This window comes from Sphingosinicella ginsenosidimutans (genome assembly GCF_007995055.1).
GTDB lineage: Bacteria > Pseudomonadota > Alphaproteobacteria > Sphingomonadales > Sphingomonadaceae > Allosphingosinicella > Allosphingosinicella ginsenosidimutans.
In genome coordinates, this window is record NZ_VOQQ01000001.1 from 578,147 (window position 1) to 597,462 (window position 19,316).

At 69.7% G+C, this 19,316-nt stretch carries 15 protein-coding genes; all 15 read right to left on the reverse strand.

The features are described 5' to 3' along the window. Positions 1–14: 14 nt before the first annotated feature. Positions 15–767, reverse strand: coding sequence for an SPOR domain-containing protein (locus FRZ32_RS02850; RefSeq protein WP_147042080.1), 753 nt, complete (start codon positions 765–767; stop codon positions 15–17). Beyond that, positions 767–2,497 (reverse strand): arginine--tRNA ligase, encoded by a 1,731-nt coding sequence (argS, locus tag FRZ32_RS02855; RefSeq protein WP_147042081.1) that lies wholly within the window; start codon positions 2,495–2,497, stop codon positions 767–769. Before argS ends, FRZ32_RS02850 begins: the two co-directional genes overlap by 1 nt. Before the next feature lie 76 nt (positions 2,498–2,573). After that, on the reverse strand, positions 2,574–3,746 hold the full coding sequence (locus tag FRZ32_RS02860) for a deoxyguanosinetriphosphate triphosphohydrolase (protein WP_147042082.1): 1,173 nt from the start codon (positions 3,744–3,746) through the stop codon (positions 2,574–2,576). Further along, a complete protein-coding gene (locus FRZ32_RS02865; RefSeq protein ID WP_147042083.1) occupies positions 3,655–5,595 on the reverse strand; it encodes a tetratricopeptide repeat protein in 1,941 nt (646 codons plus the stop codon). Before FRZ32_RS02865 ends, FRZ32_RS02860 begins: the two co-directional genes overlap by 92 nt. Before the next feature lie 243 nt (positions 5,596–5,838). Next, positions 5,839–7,353 (reverse strand): cell division protein FtsZ, encoded by a 1,515-nt coding sequence (gene ftsZ, locus FRZ32_RS02870; protein WP_147042084.1) that lies wholly within the window; start codon positions 7,351–7,353, stop codon positions 5,839–5,841. A gap of 121 nt (positions 7,354–7,474) precedes the next feature. Further along, positions 7,475–8,737, reverse strand: coding sequence for a cell division protein FtsA (gene ftsA / locus FRZ32_RS02875; protein WP_147042085.1), 1,263 nt, complete (start codon positions 8,735–8,737; stop codon positions 7,475–7,477). Beyond that, positions 8,737–9,672 (reverse strand): cell division protein FtsQ/DivIB, encoded by a 936-nt coding sequence (locus FRZ32_RS02880; RefSeq protein ID WP_147042086.1) that lies wholly within the window; start codon positions 9,670–9,672, stop codon positions 8,737–8,739. The genes ftsA and FRZ32_RS02880 overlap by 1 nt, the downstream gene beginning before the upstream one ends. After that, positions 9,669–10,619, reverse strand: a complete 951-nt coding sequence (locus FRZ32_RS02885; RefSeq protein ID WP_279379236.1) for a D-alanine--D-alanine ligase — start codon at positions 10,617–10,619, stop codon at positions 9,669–9,671. The genes FRZ32_RS02880 and FRZ32_RS02885 overlap by 4 nt, the downstream gene beginning before the upstream one ends. A 32-nt stretch (positions 10,620–10,651) precedes the next feature. Further along, complete coding sequence (murB, locus tag FRZ32_RS02890; RefSeq protein WP_147042088.1) at positions 10,652–11,590, reverse strand: UDP-N-acetylmuramate dehydrogenase; 939 nt, start codon at positions 11,588–11,590, stop codon at positions 10,652–10,654. After that, complete coding sequence (gene murC, locus FRZ32_RS02895; protein ID WP_147042089.1) at positions 11,587–12,996, reverse strand: UDP-N-acetylmuramate--L-alanine ligase; 1,410 nt, start codon at positions 12,994–12,996, stop codon at positions 11,587–11,589. Before murC ends, murB begins: the two co-directional genes overlap by 4 nt. Continuing rightward, positions 12,993–14,159, reverse strand: coding sequence for an undecaprenyldiphospho-muramoylpentapeptide beta-N-acetylglucosaminyltransferase (gene murG, locus FRZ32_RS02900; RefSeq protein ID WP_192901868.1), 1,167 nt, complete (start codon positions 14,157–14,159; stop codon positions 12,993–12,995). The genes murC and murG overlap by 4 nt, the downstream gene beginning before the upstream one ends. Further along, positions 14,156–15,352, reverse strand: a complete 1,197-nt coding sequence (locus tag FRZ32_RS02905; protein ID WP_147042091.1) for an FtsW/RodA/SpoVE family cell cycle protein — start codon at positions 15,350–15,352, stop codon at positions 14,156–14,158. The genes murG and FRZ32_RS02905 overlap by 4 nt, the downstream gene beginning before the upstream one ends. After that, positions 15,349–16,779 (reverse strand): UDP-N-acetylmuramoyl-L-alanine--D-glutamate ligase, encoded by a 1,431-nt coding sequence (gene murD / locus FRZ32_RS02910; RefSeq protein ID WP_147042092.1) that lies wholly within the window; start codon positions 16,777–16,779, stop codon positions 15,349–15,351. Before murD ends, FRZ32_RS02905 begins: the two co-directional genes overlap by 4 nt. Then, positions 16,776–17,846 carry a phospho-N-acetylmuramoyl-pentapeptide-transferase gene (gene mraY / locus FRZ32_RS02915; RefSeq protein ID WP_147042093.1) on the reverse strand — a complete coding sequence of 357 codons (1,071 nt, stop codon included), beginning with the start codon at positions 17,844–17,846 and terminating at the stop codon, positions 16,776–16,778. Before mraY ends, murD begins: the two co-directional genes overlap by 4 nt. Continuing rightward, positions 17,846–19,222: a UDP-N-acetylmuramoyl-tripeptide--D-alanyl-D-alanine ligase gene (locus tag FRZ32_RS02920; protein WP_147042094.1), complete on the reverse strand. Its 1,377-nt coding sequence runs from the start codon at positions 19,220–19,222 to the stop codon at positions 17,846–17,848. Before FRZ32_RS02920 ends, mraY begins: the two co-directional genes overlap by 1 nt. Positions 19,223–19,316 lie beyond the last annotated feature (94 nt).

Consider the following 19,316-nt stretch of genomic DNA (forward strand, 5'->3'; position numbering starts at 1 on the left):
GAGAGGCGTGCGCGTCAGCCGACGACCGAGCAGGCCTCGCCGGCGATCTGGAGGCGGCGGCACACGTCCGCGGCGCCCGGCCCGCTGGCGCGCAGCCGATAGAGCGTGCGTCCGCCGGACTGGACGGGGATCACGCTGTGGCTGAGTGGCGCGAGATAGCGGAAGCGGCCGGAAAGGCCGGTCCAGGCGCGGTTGGCGCTCGCCTGGCTCGAAAAGGCGCCGAGCTGGATCGAGCCGCCGCCGGCTGTCGGCGCCTGGGCCTGCGCGGGAGCGGGGGCCGGCGCGGGAGCCGGGGCAGGTACCGGGCGCTGCGGTTGCGCGGCGGTCGCGGCGCCGTTCGCGGCAGCCGCGTCGCTTGCGGTCCGCGTCACTGGCGCTTCCGGCACCGCGCCCGGATTGAGCTGTGCCTGCGGCTGTGCGCCCTCGCTCGCCGCATAAGCGGTGTCGCCGGTCCCCTGGACGTTCATCCCGCCGGGATTGTCCGGCCGGACCTTGTAATCGCCTTCGGGTGCGGCGATCACCTCGCCATTGCCGTCCTCGCGATTGCGATTGCCGAGCCAGAACAGCCCGCCGACGATCAGCGCGATGGCGACGAGCCCGATCACCACCGAGGCGATCAGCTTCAGGGCCGAAGGCCCCTCCCGCTCATCCTCTTCCTCGACCGCTTCCAGCCAGGGCAGGCGATCCTCGTCCGGCCCCTCGACCTCGAACGTGTCGTCGGCATCGATATCGAACCCCGCGTCCGACCCCCGCTCGTCGCCCACCATCACTGCATCTCCTCGGCCGCCTCCACCCCCATGATGGCGAGGCCATTTCGAACAACCTGCCCGATCGCTTCGGCCAATTCCAGCCGCGATCGTGTCAGATCGGGACGCTGTCCCACCAGGAAACGCTTTTCGGGATCGTCATTGCCCTTGTTCCACTGGGCGTGGAAGGCCGCCGCGAGATCGCCGAGATAGAAGGCGATGCGGTGCGGCTCATGCGCCGCCGCCGCGCCCTCGACGACGCGCGGAAACTGCGCGGCGAGCTTGACCAGATCGAGCTCGTCCGCATCGAGCAGCGACAGATCCGCCGCGGCCGGCAGCGCCAGCCCCTCCTCCTTGGCGCGCCGCTGAAGCGAGCGGATCCGGGCATGGGCATATTGGACGTAGAAGACCGGATTGTCCTTCGAGGCTTCGACCACCTTGGCGAAATCGAAGTCCATCTGCGCGTCGGCCTTGCGGGTCAGCATGGTGAAGCGCACCACGTCCTTGCCGACCTCGCGCACCACATCCGCCAGCGTCACGAAATTGCCCGCGCGCTTCGACATCTTCACCGGCTCGCCGGCGCGCAGCAGCCGCACCATCTGGACGAGCTTCACGTCGAACGGCGTGCGCCCCTCCGTCAGCGCCGCGACCGCCGCCTTGATCCGCTTCACCGTCCCGGCATGGTCGGCGCCCCAGATGTCGATCAGCTGGTCCGCCTCCCGCGCTTTCTGGAAATGATAGGCGAGGTCGGCGCCGAAATAGGTCCAGCTGCCGTCGGATTTCCTGATCGGCCGGTCCTGGTCGTCGCCGAACCGGGTGGCGCGGAACAGCGGCAGCTCGACCGGCTCCCAATCCTCGGGCGTCTCGCCCTTCGGCGCCTCCAGCACCCCGTCATAGACGAGGTCGCGCGCGCGCAGCCACGCCTCGGCCTCGGCCGGCTTGCCTTCCGCCTGGAGCTCGGCCTCCGATGCGAAAATCTCGTGGCGGATGCCGAGCAAGGCGAGGTCCGCCTTGATCATCGCCAGCATGTCCGCGACCGCTTCGCGGCGGAACAAGGCCAGCCACTCGCTTTCCGGCTTGCCGACGAAGGCATCGCCATGTTCGCGCGCCAGCCGCTCGCCGACCGGCTTCAGATAGTCGCCGGGATAGAGCCCTTCGGGAATCTCGCCGATATCCTCGCCGAGCGCCTCGCGATAGCGCAGGTGCGCGGAGCGGGCGAGCACGTCGACCTGGCCGCCGGCATCGTTGACATAATATTCGCGCCGCACCTTGTAGCCGGCATATTCGAGCAGGCTCGCCAGAGCATCGCCGACCACCGCGCCGCGGCAATGGCCCATGTGCATCGGCCCGGTCGGATTGGCCGAGACATATTCGACATTGACCATCTGCCCGCCGCCGAGGTTGGAGCGACCATAATCGCCCCCGGCCGCCAGGATCGCGCTGAGCTCTTCTTCCCAGACGCCGCGCGCGAGCCTCAAATTGATGAAGCCGGGCCCGGCGATCTCGACGCTGGCCACCTCGCCCACCGCGCCGAGCTTCGCCGCGATCGCCTCGGCCAGCGCGCGCGGGTTCATGCCGGCGCGTTTCGCCAGCACCATCGCAGCATTGGTCGCGAGATCGCCATGCGAGGGATCGCGCGGCGGCTCGACCGCGACGGCGCCGCGCTCGATCCCGCGCGCCAGCACGCCTTCGGCTTCAAGGGCATTCAGCGCATCATCCACATGCGCGGCGAAACGGGCGTAGAGCGTCACGACGATTTCCAAAACAAGAGAGTGAGGCGCGGCTCTAGACGATGAATGCGGCGATTTGAAGCAGCCGCCGCGCGGCTCAGAAGCCTTCGGGCAGATCGGCCGGCCCGACCAGCGCCTCATAACGCCGGATCGCATAGCGATCGGTCATGCCCGCGATGAAATCGCCGATCGCGCGAAGGACGGTGACCGGATCGTCGCCCTCGGGTCGCCACTCCTCGGGAAGCCGGCGCGGATCGTCCCGATAGGCGGCGAAGAGGCCGGCGAGCATGTCCTGCGCCGCCGCGCGCACCGCCATCACCGGCTCCGCCTCGTACATGCGGCGATAGAGAAAGGCCTTGAGCTGCCGCTCCTCGGCCTGGAGCGGCGCGGAAAAGCCGACGAGCTGCCGCCCGGCGCGGCGCACGTCCTCGATCACGCCAAGGCCGGCGGTGCGACGGCGTGTCTCCTCGATCACGTCGTTCACCATCACGCCGATCATCTCGCGCACGAGCTCCGGCACAAGCTGGCGGGGCGCGACATCGGGATAGGCCGCGCGCACCCGCGCCCAGCTCCGCGCGACGAGCGGCACCTCCATCAGTTCGTCGAGCGTGAACAGGCCGGAGCGCAGGCCGTCGTCGACGTCGTGATTGTCATAGGCGATGTCGTCGGAAATCGCCGCGACCTGCGCCTCCAGGCTCGGCCACGCGTCAAGGTCCATGCCGAAATCCGCCTCCGCCTCGGCCAGCGCCCAGGGAAGCGGGCCGGTGACCGGACCATTATGCTTGGCCAGCCCCTCCAGCATCTCCCAGCTGAGATTGAGCCCGCGAAAGCGCGGATAGGGGCTTTCGAGCCGCGTCAGCGTCCGCAGCGTATGGGCGTTGTGGTCGAAGCCCCCGGCCTGCGCCATCGCCGCGCTCAGCACGTCCTCGCCGGCATGGCCGAAGGGCGAATGGCCGATATCGTGGGCGAGGCAGAGCGCCTCGGTCAGGTCCTCGTTGAGCCCGAGCACGCGCGCGATGGTGCGGCCGATCTGCGCGACCTCCAGGCTGTGGGTCAGCCGCACCCGGAAATGATCGCCGTCCGGAACGACGAAGACCTGGGTCTTGTGCCTCAGGCGCCGGAACGGGACCGAATGGATGATCCGGTCGCGGTCGCGCTGGAAGGCGTCGCGCGGGCCCCTAGTGCCGCGTTCGCCCTCGGGATGACGACGTCCGCGCGTTCGCTGAGGATCGGCCGCCAGAGCGGCGAGCGGTCGTCCGGTCGTCGTCATCATCTCCAGCGCGTGTAGAGCGGCGGCTGCGCGCGGTCGATCCCCGATCGGCGGTCGATCGGCTCGACCGGGCGGCGGGGCGCTCCTCGGTCGCGCGACTGCCGCCCGCACGCGTCGTGCGCGACGAGGACGCCGCGCCGCGCCGTGTGGTCGAGGTCGAGGTCGAACGCGCCTCCTCGCCGCTCGCGCGGCCCCGCGTCCCGCGCGTGGCGGGAGAGCTCGTGGACGTGCCGGTGGCGCGGCCGGTCCGCGCCGCCGGCCGGTCGTCCCGGGCCCGCGCATCGGCGGCGCCGCGCGTCGAACGGGCCGATCCGCCGCCGATCGGCTCGACGGCCTGCCCGGCCGGGCTGGTCCAGGCGAAAGCGGAGATTCGGCCGTCGAGCCGCCGAACGAAGGCCTGCGCCTCCGCGGCGCTGTCGAACGGGCCGACGAGGAGGCGGCTGCTCGAGCGCATCGGCGCGGCATAGGCGTCCTGGCCCGCGAGCTGCGGCACGCGGCCGCGCAGGCGGGTGAACTCGGCGGCGAGACCGGCGCGGTCGGCGGTCGCGATCTGGACCCAGTGGCGGCTCGGATTGGCCGGGGCCGCGGGCCGGCGCGGCGCGGCGCGCTCGGCGGTCCGGCTCTGCGTCGGCGGCGCGCTTCGCGCCGGCGCCGGCGGTGGCGAGGACGCACGGGCCGCCCCGACCGGCGGCGCCGGATTCAACTCGACTTCGGGCGGCAGCGCATCGACCGCGGCGGCGACCTCGGCGAAATCGCCCGGCGCCGGGCGAGCCGCCGGCGTCGCGCCTGGCGTCAGCGAGAAACCGGGCGACGCCGCCGACGGGGCCGGCTCGAAGCGGCGCAAAGGTCGCTCGGCGGTCGCGGCGCCCGGACCTGTCGCGCTGGGGGCCGGCGCGGCCGGTCCGGCGGCGGCGGCACGGCCGCGCAGCACATCGGTCAGCGTCCGCCCGGCCGGCTGTTCATACAGGGTGTAGGGGGTCGCCGGCTGGGCGGCCGGGCCGCGCCGCGCGGTGCCGGGCGAAGCCGAAGCGACCTGCGTCGGCGGGCCGGCCGGCGGCCGCGCCGGCGCCGCGCTTGCCATCGCCGATCCGTTGCTCGGGAATTCGCCGAAATGGACCGCCATCGCCTTCTGCGACGGCGTCAACCCGGCCAGCCGCGCGAGGAATGGCGCCATCTGGCCCGCCGTTCCGGGCGGCATCACGCGCCGCGCGGTATCCTCGGCGCCGGCGGCATCGCCGGTCAGCGCGAGAACGAACGCCTGGGTGCGCCACGCGGCGCGGTCGTTCTGGCGAAGCTGGGCGTCGATCGCCTGGAGCGCCGCAGCGCGCTGCCCGCTGATCGCCAGCGAGAGCGCGAGCCGCCGGCGCACCTCGGGCGAATCATGCGCGGCGAGCGCCGTCCGATAATCCTGCTGCGCGCGCGCCGGATCGCCGATCATGTCATAAGCAAGCCCGCGATCGGCCGCGATCTCCCCCTGGTCCGCGCCGAGCGACACGGCCTGGCCGAAGAAATCGAGCGCCTCGCGCGGCTGTTCGGCGAGCACCATCACCGATCCCATGCCGGCCTTGACCCGCCCATCGCGCGGGGCGACCTCGCCGGCGCGCGTGTAGAAGCCGAGCGCCGCCTGCGGATCGCCCATCCGCAACGCTTCGCGCCCGGCGCCGAGCAACGCATCGAGATCGCGCGGATCGCGGGCGATCTGGGTCATGTAGCGGCGCAGGTCCGCGCCGGCATTTTCGGTCAGCGGCTGGACGACCGCGCCGGGCGGATAGAGCGCGCGGCCGCGCGGCGCGGGATCGTCGCCGTCACTATCCTGGGCGTTGGCCGGAGCGGCCGCCGCGATCGTCATGCACGCCAGAACTGCGAACGCGCCCCCGCGCCACGCAAGGCGTGCCCCCCGCCTCCACGATGAAGTCATGCGGTCGATAGACAGGGGCGAAGCTGTCGCGGCAATGACTGCATCGGCTCGCTGCGGTCAGGCGGTGCGCGGAGGCGATGAAGCGCGAACGGGCTCAAGCCCCTCCCTTCGGAGGAGGGGCCGGGGCGGCAAAGGCCCCGACGCCCCCCCCCCGAAGGAAAGCTTCAACGCCGCTTACTGGTTGTTCTGACGGTTGAGGAAGCGCGGAATGTCGAGCGGGTCGCGGCCGGAGCGCATGCGCGGCCCGTCCTCGTCCTCGACCTGCGCCTTGGCGGCGCCGCGCGCGATGTTGGACATGCGCTCGAACAAGGTGCCGCCGCTCTCGCGCGCCGGCTTCGGTTCGGGGGCCGCCGCCGGCTCCCCGGCGGTGAGCCAGCTGCGCCGGCCGACATCGTCGGGCAGGTCCTCGGCCGCGATCGGATGCTCCATCGGCGTGGCCTCGTCGCCGAGCAGAAGCTCGTCGCCCTCATCCTCGCCGGCCGGCTGGTCGAGCGTCAGTTCGGACGACGCGACCTGCTCGTCGATGAAGCTCACCGTTTCGTCCGCTTCTTCGGCGACTTCGGGCGGGGTCAGCTTGATCGCCGGCTCGGGGACCGGCTCGGCCGCCTGTTCCGGGGCCGGGGCGGGGGCCGCGGGGGCGGCCGCGTCGGTCCTGGCCGCATCGCCGCGCGCGCCGGGGAAGGTGAAGACCTTCGCCTGCAGCGGCGTCGCCTGGGTCGCCTCCTCGACGTCGATGCCGGTCGCCACGACCGACACGCGGATCTTGCCCTCGAGCTCGTTGTTGAACGCCGATCCCCAGATGATGTTGGCGTCGGGATCGACCAGCTCCTTGATATGGTTGGCGGCCTCGTCGACCTCCATCAGGCGCATGTCCTCGCCGCCGGTGATCGAGATGATGACGCCCTTCGCGCCGCGCATCGACACGCCGTCGAGAAGAGGGTTGGCGATCGCCTTCTCCGCCGCCTCGATCGCGCGGTTGTCGCCCGAGCTTTCGCCGGTGCCCATCATCGCCTTGCCCATCTCGCTCATCACCGAGCGGACGTCGGCGAAATCGAGATTGATGAGGCCGGGCATGACCATCAGGTCGGTGATGCCGCGCACGCCCTGTTGCAGCACCTCGTCGGCCATCTGGAACGCTTCCCTGAAGGTCGTGTTCGGGTTGGCGATGCGGAACAGGTTCTGGTTGGGGATGACGATCAGCGTATCGACATGCTGCTGAAGCTCGGCGATGCCCGCGTCGGCGGAGCGGCCGCGCCGCGCGCCTTCGAAGCTGAACGGCTTGGTGACGACGCCGACGGTCAGGATGCCGCGGTCGCGCGCGGCCTTGGCGATGACGGGGGCCGCGCCGGTGCCGGTGCCGCCGCCCATGCCGGCCGCGATGAAGCACATGTGCGCGCCGTCAAGGCTCTGCTCGATCTCGGCGAGCGCCTCTTCGGCCGCCGCCTTGCCGATCTCCGGCCGCGATCCGGCGCCGAGCCCCTGGGTGATCTTCAGGCCGAGCTGGATCTTGCGGTCCGCCTGGCTGTGGTTGAGCGCCTGGGCGTCGGTATTGGCGACGATGAAGTCGACCCCCTGCACGTCCGACTGAATCATGTTGGCGACGGCGTTGCCGCCGGCGCCGCCGACTCCGATCACGCTGATCCGGGGCCGAAGCTCGTCCACTTCCGGGCGGATGAAATCGATGCTCATACCAACGTCTCCCCTATCCCTTGCGCCTCGCGCGCCGGATATCCACTAAATGTCTTGCACGATGCGATTCGCCGGTGCGAGCGAAAAGTTAATCGGACGGTCACGTTTTCCCCAACTTTCATCAATATTGGGTCCGAAAGGCCGCGATCAGGCGCTGCACGACGTTGCCGCCCGCTTTCTCGACCTGCGGCGCGGCGAAGCCGGTGCGAAGATCGAGCTCGTCCGAAGCCGCGAACTGGGCGAGCCCGGCGAGGGTCGAAAAGGCCGGGCCGCTATGCGCGTCCGGAAGGCCGGGCATGGCCGGGCGGCCGACCCTGACGGCGCGGCCGAGCACGCCCTGGGCATAATCCGCGATGCCCTTGAGCTCCGCGCCGCCGCCGGTCAGCACCACCTGCCGCCCGAACGGCCCGGCGAAACCGAGGTCCTTGAGCGCCGCTTCGATCTCCGACGCCAGATGTTCGAGCCGCTGGCGGATCACGGTGACGAGCTGGGCGCGGGTGATGCGCTGGGTCTCGATGCCCTCCTGATGGCCGGCGATCGGCGCGAGCTCGATCATGTCGTGATTGTCGCGCGGGCTCATCATCGCCGATCCGTAGAAGCATTTGATCCGTTCGGCCTCGTTGCGCCGGGTGCCGAAGGCGGCGGCGATATCGTCCGTGATGTCGCTGGCGCCGGTGGCGAGCGATTTCAGTCCCGCCAGCATCCCGCCGGCGAACACCGAGACGTTGGTCACGCCCGCGCCAAGCTCGACAAGCGCCACGCCAAGCTCCCGCTCCTCCTCGCTCAGGCACGCCTTGCCGGCGGCGACCGGCGAGGCGACGATGGCTTCAACGCCGAGATGCGCGGATCGGACGCACAGATCGAGATTCTTGACCGGCGACGGATCGGCCGCGACGACATGGATGTCGACCGCGAGCTTGTCGGCATGAAGGCCGTTGGGCTTCCTCACCCCGTTCATGCCGTCGATCGTGTAGAGCGCCGGCATGGCGTGGAGCAGCATCCGCCCGGCCGGGTCGATCGAATTCTTGCCGGCGTCCAGCAGGGAATCGATGTCGGCGTCGGCGATGCGACGACCGCCGATGGCGAGCTCGACGCTGGCGACGTCGCTGACGAGGCCGCCCGCCGAAAAGCCGACGAAGACCTGGTCGATATTGGTGCCGGCGATGCGCTCCGCCTGCTCGACCGCCTCGCGGATCGCGAGCTCGCTTTTCTCCATGTCGGCGATGAAGCCGCGCCTCACGCCCTTGCTCTCGCGCTGGCCGGTGCCGAGGATTTTGAGCCGCCCCTCGCCCGCTGGCTCGGCGATCAGCGCCGAGACCTTGGACGAGCCGACGTCGAGCGCGGCGACGAGGCTTCGGGCCGGAGCGGGGGTCGGGCGCCGCATCAGATCGTCCTCGCAAGGTCTTCGGGCATCTGCCCGGGATCGGGATCGGTCAGCACCGGCACGGTCGACCCGGGCTCGCGCGAGACGCGGACGATCACCCGGCCGGGAATGCGCATGTCGAAGCGCACCAGGCCGCGCCCGAGCAGCTGGGTCTGCTGATCCATCGCCGCGAAACGCTGGATCGCGCGCCGCGCCGCATCGTCACCCTCCGGAAGGCTGAGCGTCTCGCCGGTCTGGAAACGGATGTCCCATCGCCGGTCGCCGATCCACGACGCGCCGGTCACCTGCGGCCGAAGATGGGGCGCCGCGCCGAGCAGCGCCTGAAGCGTCCCGAGGTGGCGGTTGGCGGCGGGGCCAACGACGAGCAGCAGGTCCGGCATCGAATCGACATGGACCGGCTCCAGGATCACGCCCTCGGCATCGACCAGGCTCAGCTGTCCGCCATGCTGCCAGATCGCCGCCGGCACGCGCTCGACGATGTCGACGACGAGCGTGTCGGGAAGGCGGCGCGAGACCCGCGCCTCCTTGATCCAGCCGAAATGGAGCAGCCGCTCACGCGTCGCCGAAAGATCGACCAGCGGCATCGCCATCGACGGCTGATCGAAGGCGATATTGTAGACCGCGAGCCGGGGCACGCGGCTGGCCCCGTTGATCTCGACCCGGCGCATCGTGAAGCCGGCCGCGCCGATCCCCTCGCCGATCGCGGTGCCGGCGAGCTGCGGCAGCCGCAGGCTGAGGATCAGCGCCAGCGCCACCACGATCGTGCCGATGCCGAGCATCCAGCCGATCACGCGGCGGCCCGTGCCCGGCGCGAAGCCGAGCGATTCCAGCATCTCCGGCTGCTTCTTGCGGCGCGTGTTGACCGAGCGCGGCGCGCGCGAATTGCTGCGCGCACGCGGCCGCGCCGCATTGCCCCTCGCGACTCGCGCGCTCACAGCGCCGCCTCCACGATCCGCTCGACCAAAGTGGCATAATCGATGCCGCGCGCCCGCGCCTGTTCGGGGACGAGGCTGAGCGGCGTCATCCCGGGCTGGGTGTTGACCTCGAGGAGGTAGAGCCCCTCGACACCCTTCTCGTCGTCCCAGCGGAAATCGGAGCGCGAGCAGCCCCTGCAGCCGAGCAGCCGGTGCGCCTTGAGCGCCATGTCGAGACAGGCGGCGCGGATCTCGGCGGGGATGTCGGCGGGGCAGACATGCTCGGTCAGCCCGTCCGTATATTTGGCGTCATAATCGTAGAAGCCGGACTTGGGCCGAAGCTCCGTCACCTCGAGCGCCTCGTCGCCGAGCACCGCCGTCGTCAGCTCGCGCCCCCGGATGAAGGGCTCGGCCAGCAGCCGGTCGAACTCCTGCCACGGGCCCTTCACGTCGCGCCCGATCGGATCGCCGTAATTGCCGTCCCTGGTGACGATCGCGACGCCGACCGACGAGCCTTCGTTCACCGGCTTCAGCACATAGGGCCGCGCCATCGGATCGGCGGCGAACAGGCTCTCGCTGTCGACGATCGTGCCGGCCGGCATGCGGATGCCGTGCGGCACCAGCACCATCTTGGTGAGCTCCTTGTCGATCGCGATCACCGAGGTCTCCAGCCCGCTATGGGTATATTTGAGGCCCATCAGGTCCATCAGGCCCTGGACCGATCCGTCCTCGCCCGGGGTCCCGTGCAGCGCGTTGAACACCACGTCGGGCGCCGCCTCGGCAAGCCGCTGGGCGACGTCGCGGCCCATGTCGATCCGGGTCACGCGGTGGCCGCGGCTTTCCAGCGCGTCGGCGACGCCGTTGCCGGTGACGAGCGAAACCTCGCGCTCGGCGGACCATCCGCCCATGAGGACCGCGATGTGGAGTTTCTCCCTCTCCCCTTCAGGCGAGAGGGAAGAGCCGCGCAGCGGCGAAGGGAGAGGGGAAGTTGAGCGGCTGCTCACATCACACCCCCTCTCTCCGGTCCTCTCCCCTGGAGGGGGGAGGGGGTTCCCACCCGCTGGATTTCCCATTCAAGCTCCACGCCGGAATCCGCCTTCACGCGCCGCCGCACCTCCTCGCCAAGCTCCTCGATCTGCCCGCTCGTCGCGTTGCCGAGATTGAGCAGGAAATTGCAATGCTTCTCCGAAACCTGCGCGTCGCCGATGCGGAATCCGCGCAGCCCGGCCGCGTCGACGAGCCGCCAGGCCTTGTCCCCCGGCGGGTTCTTGAATGTCGAGCCGCCGGTGCGGCTCCGAAGGGGCTGCGAGGCTTCGCGCTCGGCGGCGATGCGGTCCATCTCGGCGGCGATCGCCGCTTTGTCGCCGGAAACGCCGCGCAAGGTCGCCGAGACCACGACCGCGCCCTCGGGCAAGTCGGAATGGCGATAGCGATAGCCGAGGTCCGCCGGCGCCAGCGTGCGCCGCTCGCCGGAGCGCAGCACGACCTCGCACTGGACGAGGATGTCCTTCACCTCGCGGCCATAGGCGCCGCCGTTCATCCTGACGAAGCCGCCGACCGTCCCGGGGATTCCGCGCAGGAATTCGAGGCCGGCAATGCCGGCGTCGCGCGCCTTCGAGGAAACGAGGATGCCCGAGGCGCCGCCGCCGCAGCGCAATGTCGTGGCATCGAGCTGCTCGACCTGCGCGAACGCCTTGCCCAGGCGCACAACCACGCCCGGCACGCCCCCGTCGCGCACGATCATGTTGGACCCGAGCCCGAGCGCCATCACCGGCGCCGCCGGATCGAGATCGCGAAGGAAGTCCGCGAGATCGTCGGAATCCTTCGGCTCGAACAGCCATTCGGCCGCCCCGCCCGACTTGAACCAGACGAGCGGCGCCAGCGGCGCATCGGCGGTCAGCTTCCCGCGAACGGCCGGCATGTCGATGACGGCGCTCATCCGCCGCGCCTTTCCTTGAGGCCCTGCGCGAAGCCGGCGGCCCATTTGGTGATGTCGCCGGCGCCGAGGAAGATGATCATGTCGCCCGGCGCGGCGAGCGCGGCGAGCTGGCGGGCGACGTCGTGGGGGTCGGACGCGGCGAGCGCCCCGAGATGCCCGCGCTCCTTCAGCCCGGCGACCAGGGTCTCGTGGCTGACGCCCTCGATCGGCGCCTCGCCGGCGGGATAGACCGGCACCGCGATGACGATATCGGCATCGTTGAAGGCGCTCTGGAACTCGTCCATCAGGTCGCGAAGGCGGGTGTAGCGATGCGGCTGGACGACCGCGATCACGCGCCCCTCGGCCCCCTCGCGCGCGGCCGAGAGCACCGCCCTGATCTCGACCGGATGGTGGCCGTAATCGTCGATGATCGTGATTCCGTCGACCTCGCCGACCCTGGTGAAGCGGCGCTTGACCCCGCCGAAACCGGCAAAGCCGCGCGCGATCACGTCGTCGGCGATCCCCATCTCCGCCGCCACGCCGATCGCGGCGAGCGCGTTGGAGACATTGTGCCGGCCCGGCATCGGCAGCTCGATCCCGGTGATGGTGCGCGTCTCGCCGGCGCGGTCGCGCAAGGTGACGTCGAAGCGGTTGCCGCCGGGGAAGGGCCGGACATTCTCGCCGCGCACGTCGGCCTGCGCCGCGAAGCCGTAGGTCACGATCCGCCGGTCCCGAAGGCGCGGGATGATCGCCTGCACCTCGGGATGATCGACGCACAGCAAAGCGGCGCCATAGAAAGGCACATTCTCGACGAACTCGACGAAGGCGTCCTTCACCTTGTCGAAGCCGCCATAATGATCGAGATGCTCGGGATCGATATTGGTCACGACCGCGATCGTGCCGTCGAGCCGCAGGAACGAGCCGTCGCTCTCGTCCGCCTCGACGACCATCCAGTCGCTCGATCCGAGCCGCGCGTTGGAGCCGTAGGCATTGATGATCCCGCCGTTGATCACGGTCGGATCGATCCCGCCGGCATCGAGCATCGCCGCGATCATCGAGGTCGTCGTCGTCTTGCCGTGCGTTCCGGCCACCGCGACGGTGGACTTCAAGCGCATCAGTTCGGCCAGCATCTCGGCGCGCCGCACCACCGGGATGCGCCGCTCATAGGCCGCGACGACCTCCGGATTGTCCTTGGCGATCGCGGTCGAGATCACGACCACCGCGGCGTCGCCGAGATTGCCGGCGTCATGACCGATCGCGACCGGGATCCCCTTCGCCCGCAGCCCTTCGACCACATATCCCTCGGCGACATCCGATCCCTGCACCTCATAGCCCAGGATCTTCATCACCTCGGCGATCCCCGACATGCCGATGCCGCCGATGCCGACGAAATGGATGGTGCCGATGTCGGTGCCGACGCCTTTCATGCCAGCGCCCCGTTCGGAATCGGCTGGAGCACGGCCTCGCGAACCGGCTGATATTCGACGCCGCCGTCGCTGCCGACCCGCTCGACGAGATCGGCGAGCGCGCGGGCAGCGTCGGGCTTGCCGAGCGCGCGTGCCCGCGCCGCCGCATTGGCGAGCGCCTCGGGATCGAGCGCAAGCTTCTGCATCTGCTTGGCGAGCTCGATCGGCGTGAACTTCGACTGCGCGATCATCCGCGCGCCGCCCGCCTTCGCCATCTCGCGGGCATTGGCGGTCTGGTGATCGTCGGTCGCGCTCGGGAGCGGGATCAGGATCGCCGGCCGGCCCGCGGCGGTCAGCTCGGCGATGGTCGATGCGCCGGCGCGCGCGATCACGAGATGCGCCCAGGCGAGCCTCGCCGGCAGATCCTCCATATAGGTCGCAAGCTCGGCGGGGATGCCCAGCGCGGCATAGCGTTCGCGCACCCGCTCGATATCCTCGGCGCGGCATTGCTGCGTCACCTGGAGCCGGCGGCGGAAATGCTCCGGGAGCAGCGCCAGGCCCTCGGGCACGACGCTGCCGAGGATCGTCGCGCCCTGGCTGCCGCCGGTGACGAGCAGGCGGAACACGCCGTCGCCGTCGAGCGCCGGGAAGGGTTGCTCGCGGATCGCCGCCACCTCGTCGCGCACCGGATTGCCGACGAAATCGGTCTTGTGCCGCGCCTTGGCGGGAAGCCGCTGGACCTCCGGATAGGAGGTCGCGATCGCGTCGACGCGCGAGGCGACGAGGCGGTTGACCCGGCCGAGCACCGCATTCTGCTCATGGACGAGCGTCGGCACCTTGTCCTTGCGCGCGGCAAGCAGCGCCGGGAGCGCCGGATAGCCGCCGAAGCCGATCACCGCCGCCGGCCGGAACGTCTCATAGAGCCGGAGCGCCATCGCCCGGCCGGTCATGATCGACCGCGCGGCGCGAAGCCAGCCAAGCGGCCCGCCGGCGAGCCGCCCGGCGGGCAGGACGTGGACCTGGACCTTGTCGAACAGGCCCGGGATTCGCGCGCCGCGATCGTCGGTGATCAGCGCGACCCGGTGGCCGCGCGCCAACAGCTCTTCGGCCAGCGCATGCGCCGGCACCATGTGCCCGCCGGTCCCGCCGGCGGCCAGCACGTAGTGCCGCGAAAATCCGTTCACTTGAGCCCGCTCCATTTCACGACATAGGGCGAGCGATCGAGATAGGGGTTTCGCCGGCTGAACGCGAGCAATAGTCCGAAGCCGATCGCGAGCGCGATCATCGACGATCCGCCATAGGAGATGAAGGGCAGCGTCATTCCCTTGGACGGGGCGATATGGACGTTGACCGCCATGTTGATCAGCGCCTGCATCCCGAACTGGCAGACGAGGCCGGCGGTCGCCAGCACGATGAACTTGTCCTCCTCGTTGAGCAGGCGGATCAGCACCCTGGCGACGATCGTCATGTAGAGGATCGCGATGGCGAGGCAGGCGATGATCCCGAATTCCTCGCCGATCACCGAGAAGATGTAGTCGGTGTGCGGCTCGGGCAGCGAGAATTTGCGCGTCCCCGCCCCCGGCCCGACGCCGAACAGCCCGCCGGCGGTCAGCGTGCGGAGCGCCGAGACGACCTGGTAATTGTCGCCTTCCGAAAAGAGGAAGCCGTCGATCCGCTGGGTCGCGACCGGATAGAGGAAATAGGCGGCGACGACCGCGACCAGCCCCGTCGCGCCGAGAATCAGCAGGAACCGCATCGGCGCGCCCGAAAGGAGGAGCAGCAGCACCCAGGCGGAGACGAAGATGATCGTCTCGCCGAAATTGGGCTGCATCATCAAAAGCACCGCGACGATGCCGGTGCAGGCGGCGGTCAGCGGCACGATCGGCAGCGACTGATCCTTCTCCTTGAGCGACAGCAGCCAGGCGATCGAGACGATGAACAACGGCTTCAGGAATTCCGAGGGCTGGAACTGGGTGAAGCCGAGCCAGATCCACCGGCGCGCGCCGTTCACCTCATGGCCGAGGATCGGCACGAGGAAGAGGCAGAAGGTGAAGATCAGGGCGCCGATCAGCGACAACCGCCGCGCCGTCGGCTTGGGCAGCATCGAAACGCCGATGAGGACGGGAAGCGAGACCAGGATCCACACCAGCTGGCGGTAGAAATAATAAAGCGGCGGGAAGCTGACGCCCGCGCCCGAATAGCGCACGCCCGCGGCCGGCGAGGCGGCGGCGACCGCGATCAGCCCGATCGAGATCAGGACCGCGACGAGCAGCAGCAGCACCTTGTCGATTTCCCAGAACCAGCGCCCGATCGCGCTCCTGTCCGATCGCCCGAGCCGCGCCGCCTTGCCGTTCGCCTGCGCCATCGCTCCACTCATAACGCCTCCACAGCCGCGCGGAAGGCTTGGCCGCGCGCCTCATAGTCCGTGAACTGGTCGAACGAGGCTGAGGCCGGGGAGAGCAAAACCACCTCCCCCGCCACCGCCGCACCGGCGGCCTCGCGCACCGCCCGCTCCAGCACCTCGCACTTCCGAACCGGCACCCTGCCTTCCAGCAGCCGCGCGAACATCGGCCCCGCCTCGCCGATCGTATAGGCGGCGCGGACATGGCCGAGCTGCGCCTCGCACGGCCCCAGGCTCTCCGTCTTCGCCAGCCCGCCGACGATCCAGTGGACATGCGGGAAAGCGGCGAGCGCCGGCGCGGTCGAGTCCGGGTTGGTCGCCTTGCTGTCGTTGACGAAGAGCACCCCGTCCTTCTCGCGGACGCGCTCCATGCGGTGCGGGAGGCCGGGGTAGGTTTGCAGAGCAAGTTCGATTGTCGTTTCTGCGATGCAAAGCGATCGTGCGACCGTGACGGCTGCGGCCACATTTTGCGCGTTGTGCGGACCTTGGAGCGTAGGCCAGCGCGATTGATCGGCAATATCCCGTCCGGACACTTCAACGATCTTGTCGACAGCGCTTATAAAGAGCGTTTCTTCGAGTTCGATCGAGTCCCAGTCGCGTCCGGCAGGAAAGGCTTCGAAGGCTTCGCCCGGGCATCTAAGCGCATGGGCCACGCCCGCCGAGACCTCATCATCGATCGCTACGATGGCCACCGACCCTTTTGACTGCATGGTGAAGAGCCACGCCTTTGCAGCAGCATAGTCACCAAAGCCCTCGTAGCGATCCAGATGGTCCGGCGTCACGTTGAGCAGCACCGCGACGTCGCAGTCGAGGCTGTAGGTGAGGTCGATCTGGTAGCTCGACAGCTCCAGCACATAGACCCCGCCTTCCGGCAGCGGGTCCTGCCCCAGGATGGGGAGGCCGATATTGCCGCCCATCTCGGTCGGCACCCCAGCGGCCTTCAGGATGTGGTGGACCAGGGCCGTGGTCGTCGACTTGCCGTTGGTCCCGGTGATCCCGACCACCTTGTGCGGCGGCAGGCTCGCCCGCGCCTGCGCGAACAATTCGATGTCGCCGATCAGCGGCACGCCGAACTTCGCGGCATGGCCCGCGATCGGGTGCCTGTTCAATGGCACGCCGGGGGAGACCACCACGCCCGCATAGCCGCTGAGGTCGATCTCCAAGGGGTCGGCAATAACAACCTCGTTCGTCCCGAGCGAAGTCGAGGGGCGCACCTCGGACTCTGTGCCAGCGCCCCTCGACTTCGCTCGGGACGAACGGAGGTTTTCAAGTGCGGTTTCGCGCTCATCCCACGCCACCACCTTCGCCCCGCTCGCGAGCAGCGCCCGCACCGTCGCCAGCCCGGAGCGGGCCAGCCCGAGCACGGCATATTTCTTTCCGGCAAAGGCGGGGCTGGTGATCATCTCAATTTCAGCGTCGCCAGCCCGGCCAGCGCGAGCACGAACGCCACGATCCAGAATCGGATCACGACCGTCGGCTCGCTCCAGCCGAGCTGCTCGAAATGGTGGTGGATCGGCGCCATTCGGAAGACGCGCTTGCCGGTGCGCTTGTAGACCAGGACCTGGATGATGACGCTCATCGCCTCGACCACGAACAGACCGCCGATGATGCCGAGAACGATTTCGTGCCGGGTCGAGACGGCGATCGCGCCAAGCGCGCCGCCGAGCGCGAGGCTGCCGGTGTCGCCCATGAAGACCGCCGCCGGCGGCGCGTTGAACCACAGGAAGGCGAGCCCCGCCCCGATCATCGCCGAGCAGAGCACGGCGAGCTCGCCCGCCCCGGGCACGTGCGGGATGCCGAGATAGGCGGCGAACTTCGCATTGCCGACCAGATAGGCGATGACGAGGAAGGCGAGGCTGGCGATGATCACCGGCATGGTCGCGAGCCCGTCGAGCCCGTCCGTCAGGTTCACCGCATTGCCGAACGCCACCACGACGAAGGCGGCGAAGGCGACGTAGAAGACGCCGAGATCGCCCAATGGCCCGTTGTAGAAGGGGATGTAGAGATGCGTCCCCGCCCCCCAGGTGATCACCGCGCAGCCGGCGCCCGCGATGATGAATTCGAACAGCAGCCTGACCTTGCCCGACACGCCCTTGGTGCTGCGCTTCTTCACCTTGTCGTAATCGTCGAGGAAGCCGATCAGGCCGAAGCCGACCGTGATGAACAGGCACGCCCAGACATATTTGTTGAACAGGTCCATCCACAAAAGCATCGAGACCGAGACCGAGGTCAGGATCATCAGCCCGCCCATCGTCGGCGTGCCGCGCTTGGCGAGGTGGCTTTGCGGGCCATCCTCGCGGATCGGCTGGCCCTTGCCCTGCCGGACGCGCAGCCAGCCGATGAACTTCGGCCCGATCAGGAGGCCGAGGAAGAGCGCGGTCGCCACCGCCGCGCCGGCGCGCACCGTCGAATAGCGGAAAAGGTTGAAGATGCCCGGGAACCCAAGCTGCTCGGCAATCCAAAGGAACATCAGCTCTCCCCTGTCGCGAGCGTTTCGACCAAGGTGGCGAGGCCCACCGCATTCGATCCCTTGACCAGGATCGCATCGCCCGGCGCGATCGCATCGCGCGCGAGGCCGATCGCGCTCGCCGCATCGGGCGCGCGCACATGCGGCACCCTGTCGCCGAGCGCATCGGCCAGCGCATCCATCTCTTCGCCGACCAGGATCGCATAGTCGACCTTCGCCGCCTCGATCGGCGCGGCGAGCGCGGCATGGAAATCCGCGCTGTCGGGCCCGAGCTCGCGCATCGTCCCGAGGATCGCGATCCGCCGCCCCTCGACCGGCTCGGCGCCGAGCACCGCGAGCGTCGCCGCCATCGAGGCGGGGTTGGCGTTGTAGCTTTCGTCGATCAGCAGCGCCTCGCCGTCGCCCACGCGCACGGTCCGGCGCGCGCCGCGGCCCTTGAGCCCGTCCATGTCGGCAAAGGCAAGCCCGGCCGCCGCGAGATCGCCGCCGACCGCATCGACCGCCGCCAGCACCGCAAGCGCGTTGGAGACCCAGTGCGCGCCCGGCTGGCTGATCGTGAAGCTCAGATTCGCATCCGGCAGCGCGGCCGAGACCAGGGATCCGCCGCGCGCGGCCGGAACGACATAGCTCGCGCGCACATCCGCGCCCTCGCTCATGCCGAAGGTGACGATCCGCGCCGCATAAGGCCGCGCCGCGGCGATCAGCCGGTCGCGGTGCGGGCTGTCGAAGGGGATGACGGCAATCCCGCCCGGCTCGAGCCCCTGGAAGATCTCGCCCTTGGCGTCGGCGATCGCTTCCTCGCTCGGGAAATATTCGCGGTGCGCCGGCGCGATCGCGGTGACGATGGCGACATGGGGGCGCACCAGCCGGGTCAGCGCGGCGAGCTCGCCTTCATGGTTCATGCCCATCTCGAACACGCCGAAGCGCGCCTCGCGCGGCATCCTGGCGAGGCTCAGGGGCACGCCGGTATGATTGTTGTAGCTCTTGACCGAACGGTGCGCGAAGCCCGGCGCGCAGCGATCGAGCGCGGCGTAGAGCAGCTCCTTGGTGCTCGTCTTGCCGACCGATCCGGTGACCCCGATCACCCTGGCCCGGGTCCGCGCCCGCGAGGCCGCGCCAAGCGCGTTGAGCGCCGCGAACGTGTCGTCCACGCGGATGCTCGGCCGCTCGGTCGCCTCGCTGACCAGCGCGCCGGCCGCCCCCGCCGCGAACGCCCTGTCGAGGAACAGATGCCCGTCCGTCGCCTCGCCCTTCATCGCGATGAACAGGTCCCCCGGTCCGATCTCGCGCGAATCGAAGGCGACGCCGGACACGGTGAAATCGGCGGAAGCGACGCCGCCGGTCGCGCCCGCAATCTCGGCGGAGGTCCACAGGTTCATAATCCCCCCTCCCGCTTGCGGGAGGGGGCCAGGGGGTGGGCCAGAGCCCACGCACCACACGCCCGCCCCTCAATCCGCTCCCGCTTGCGGGAGG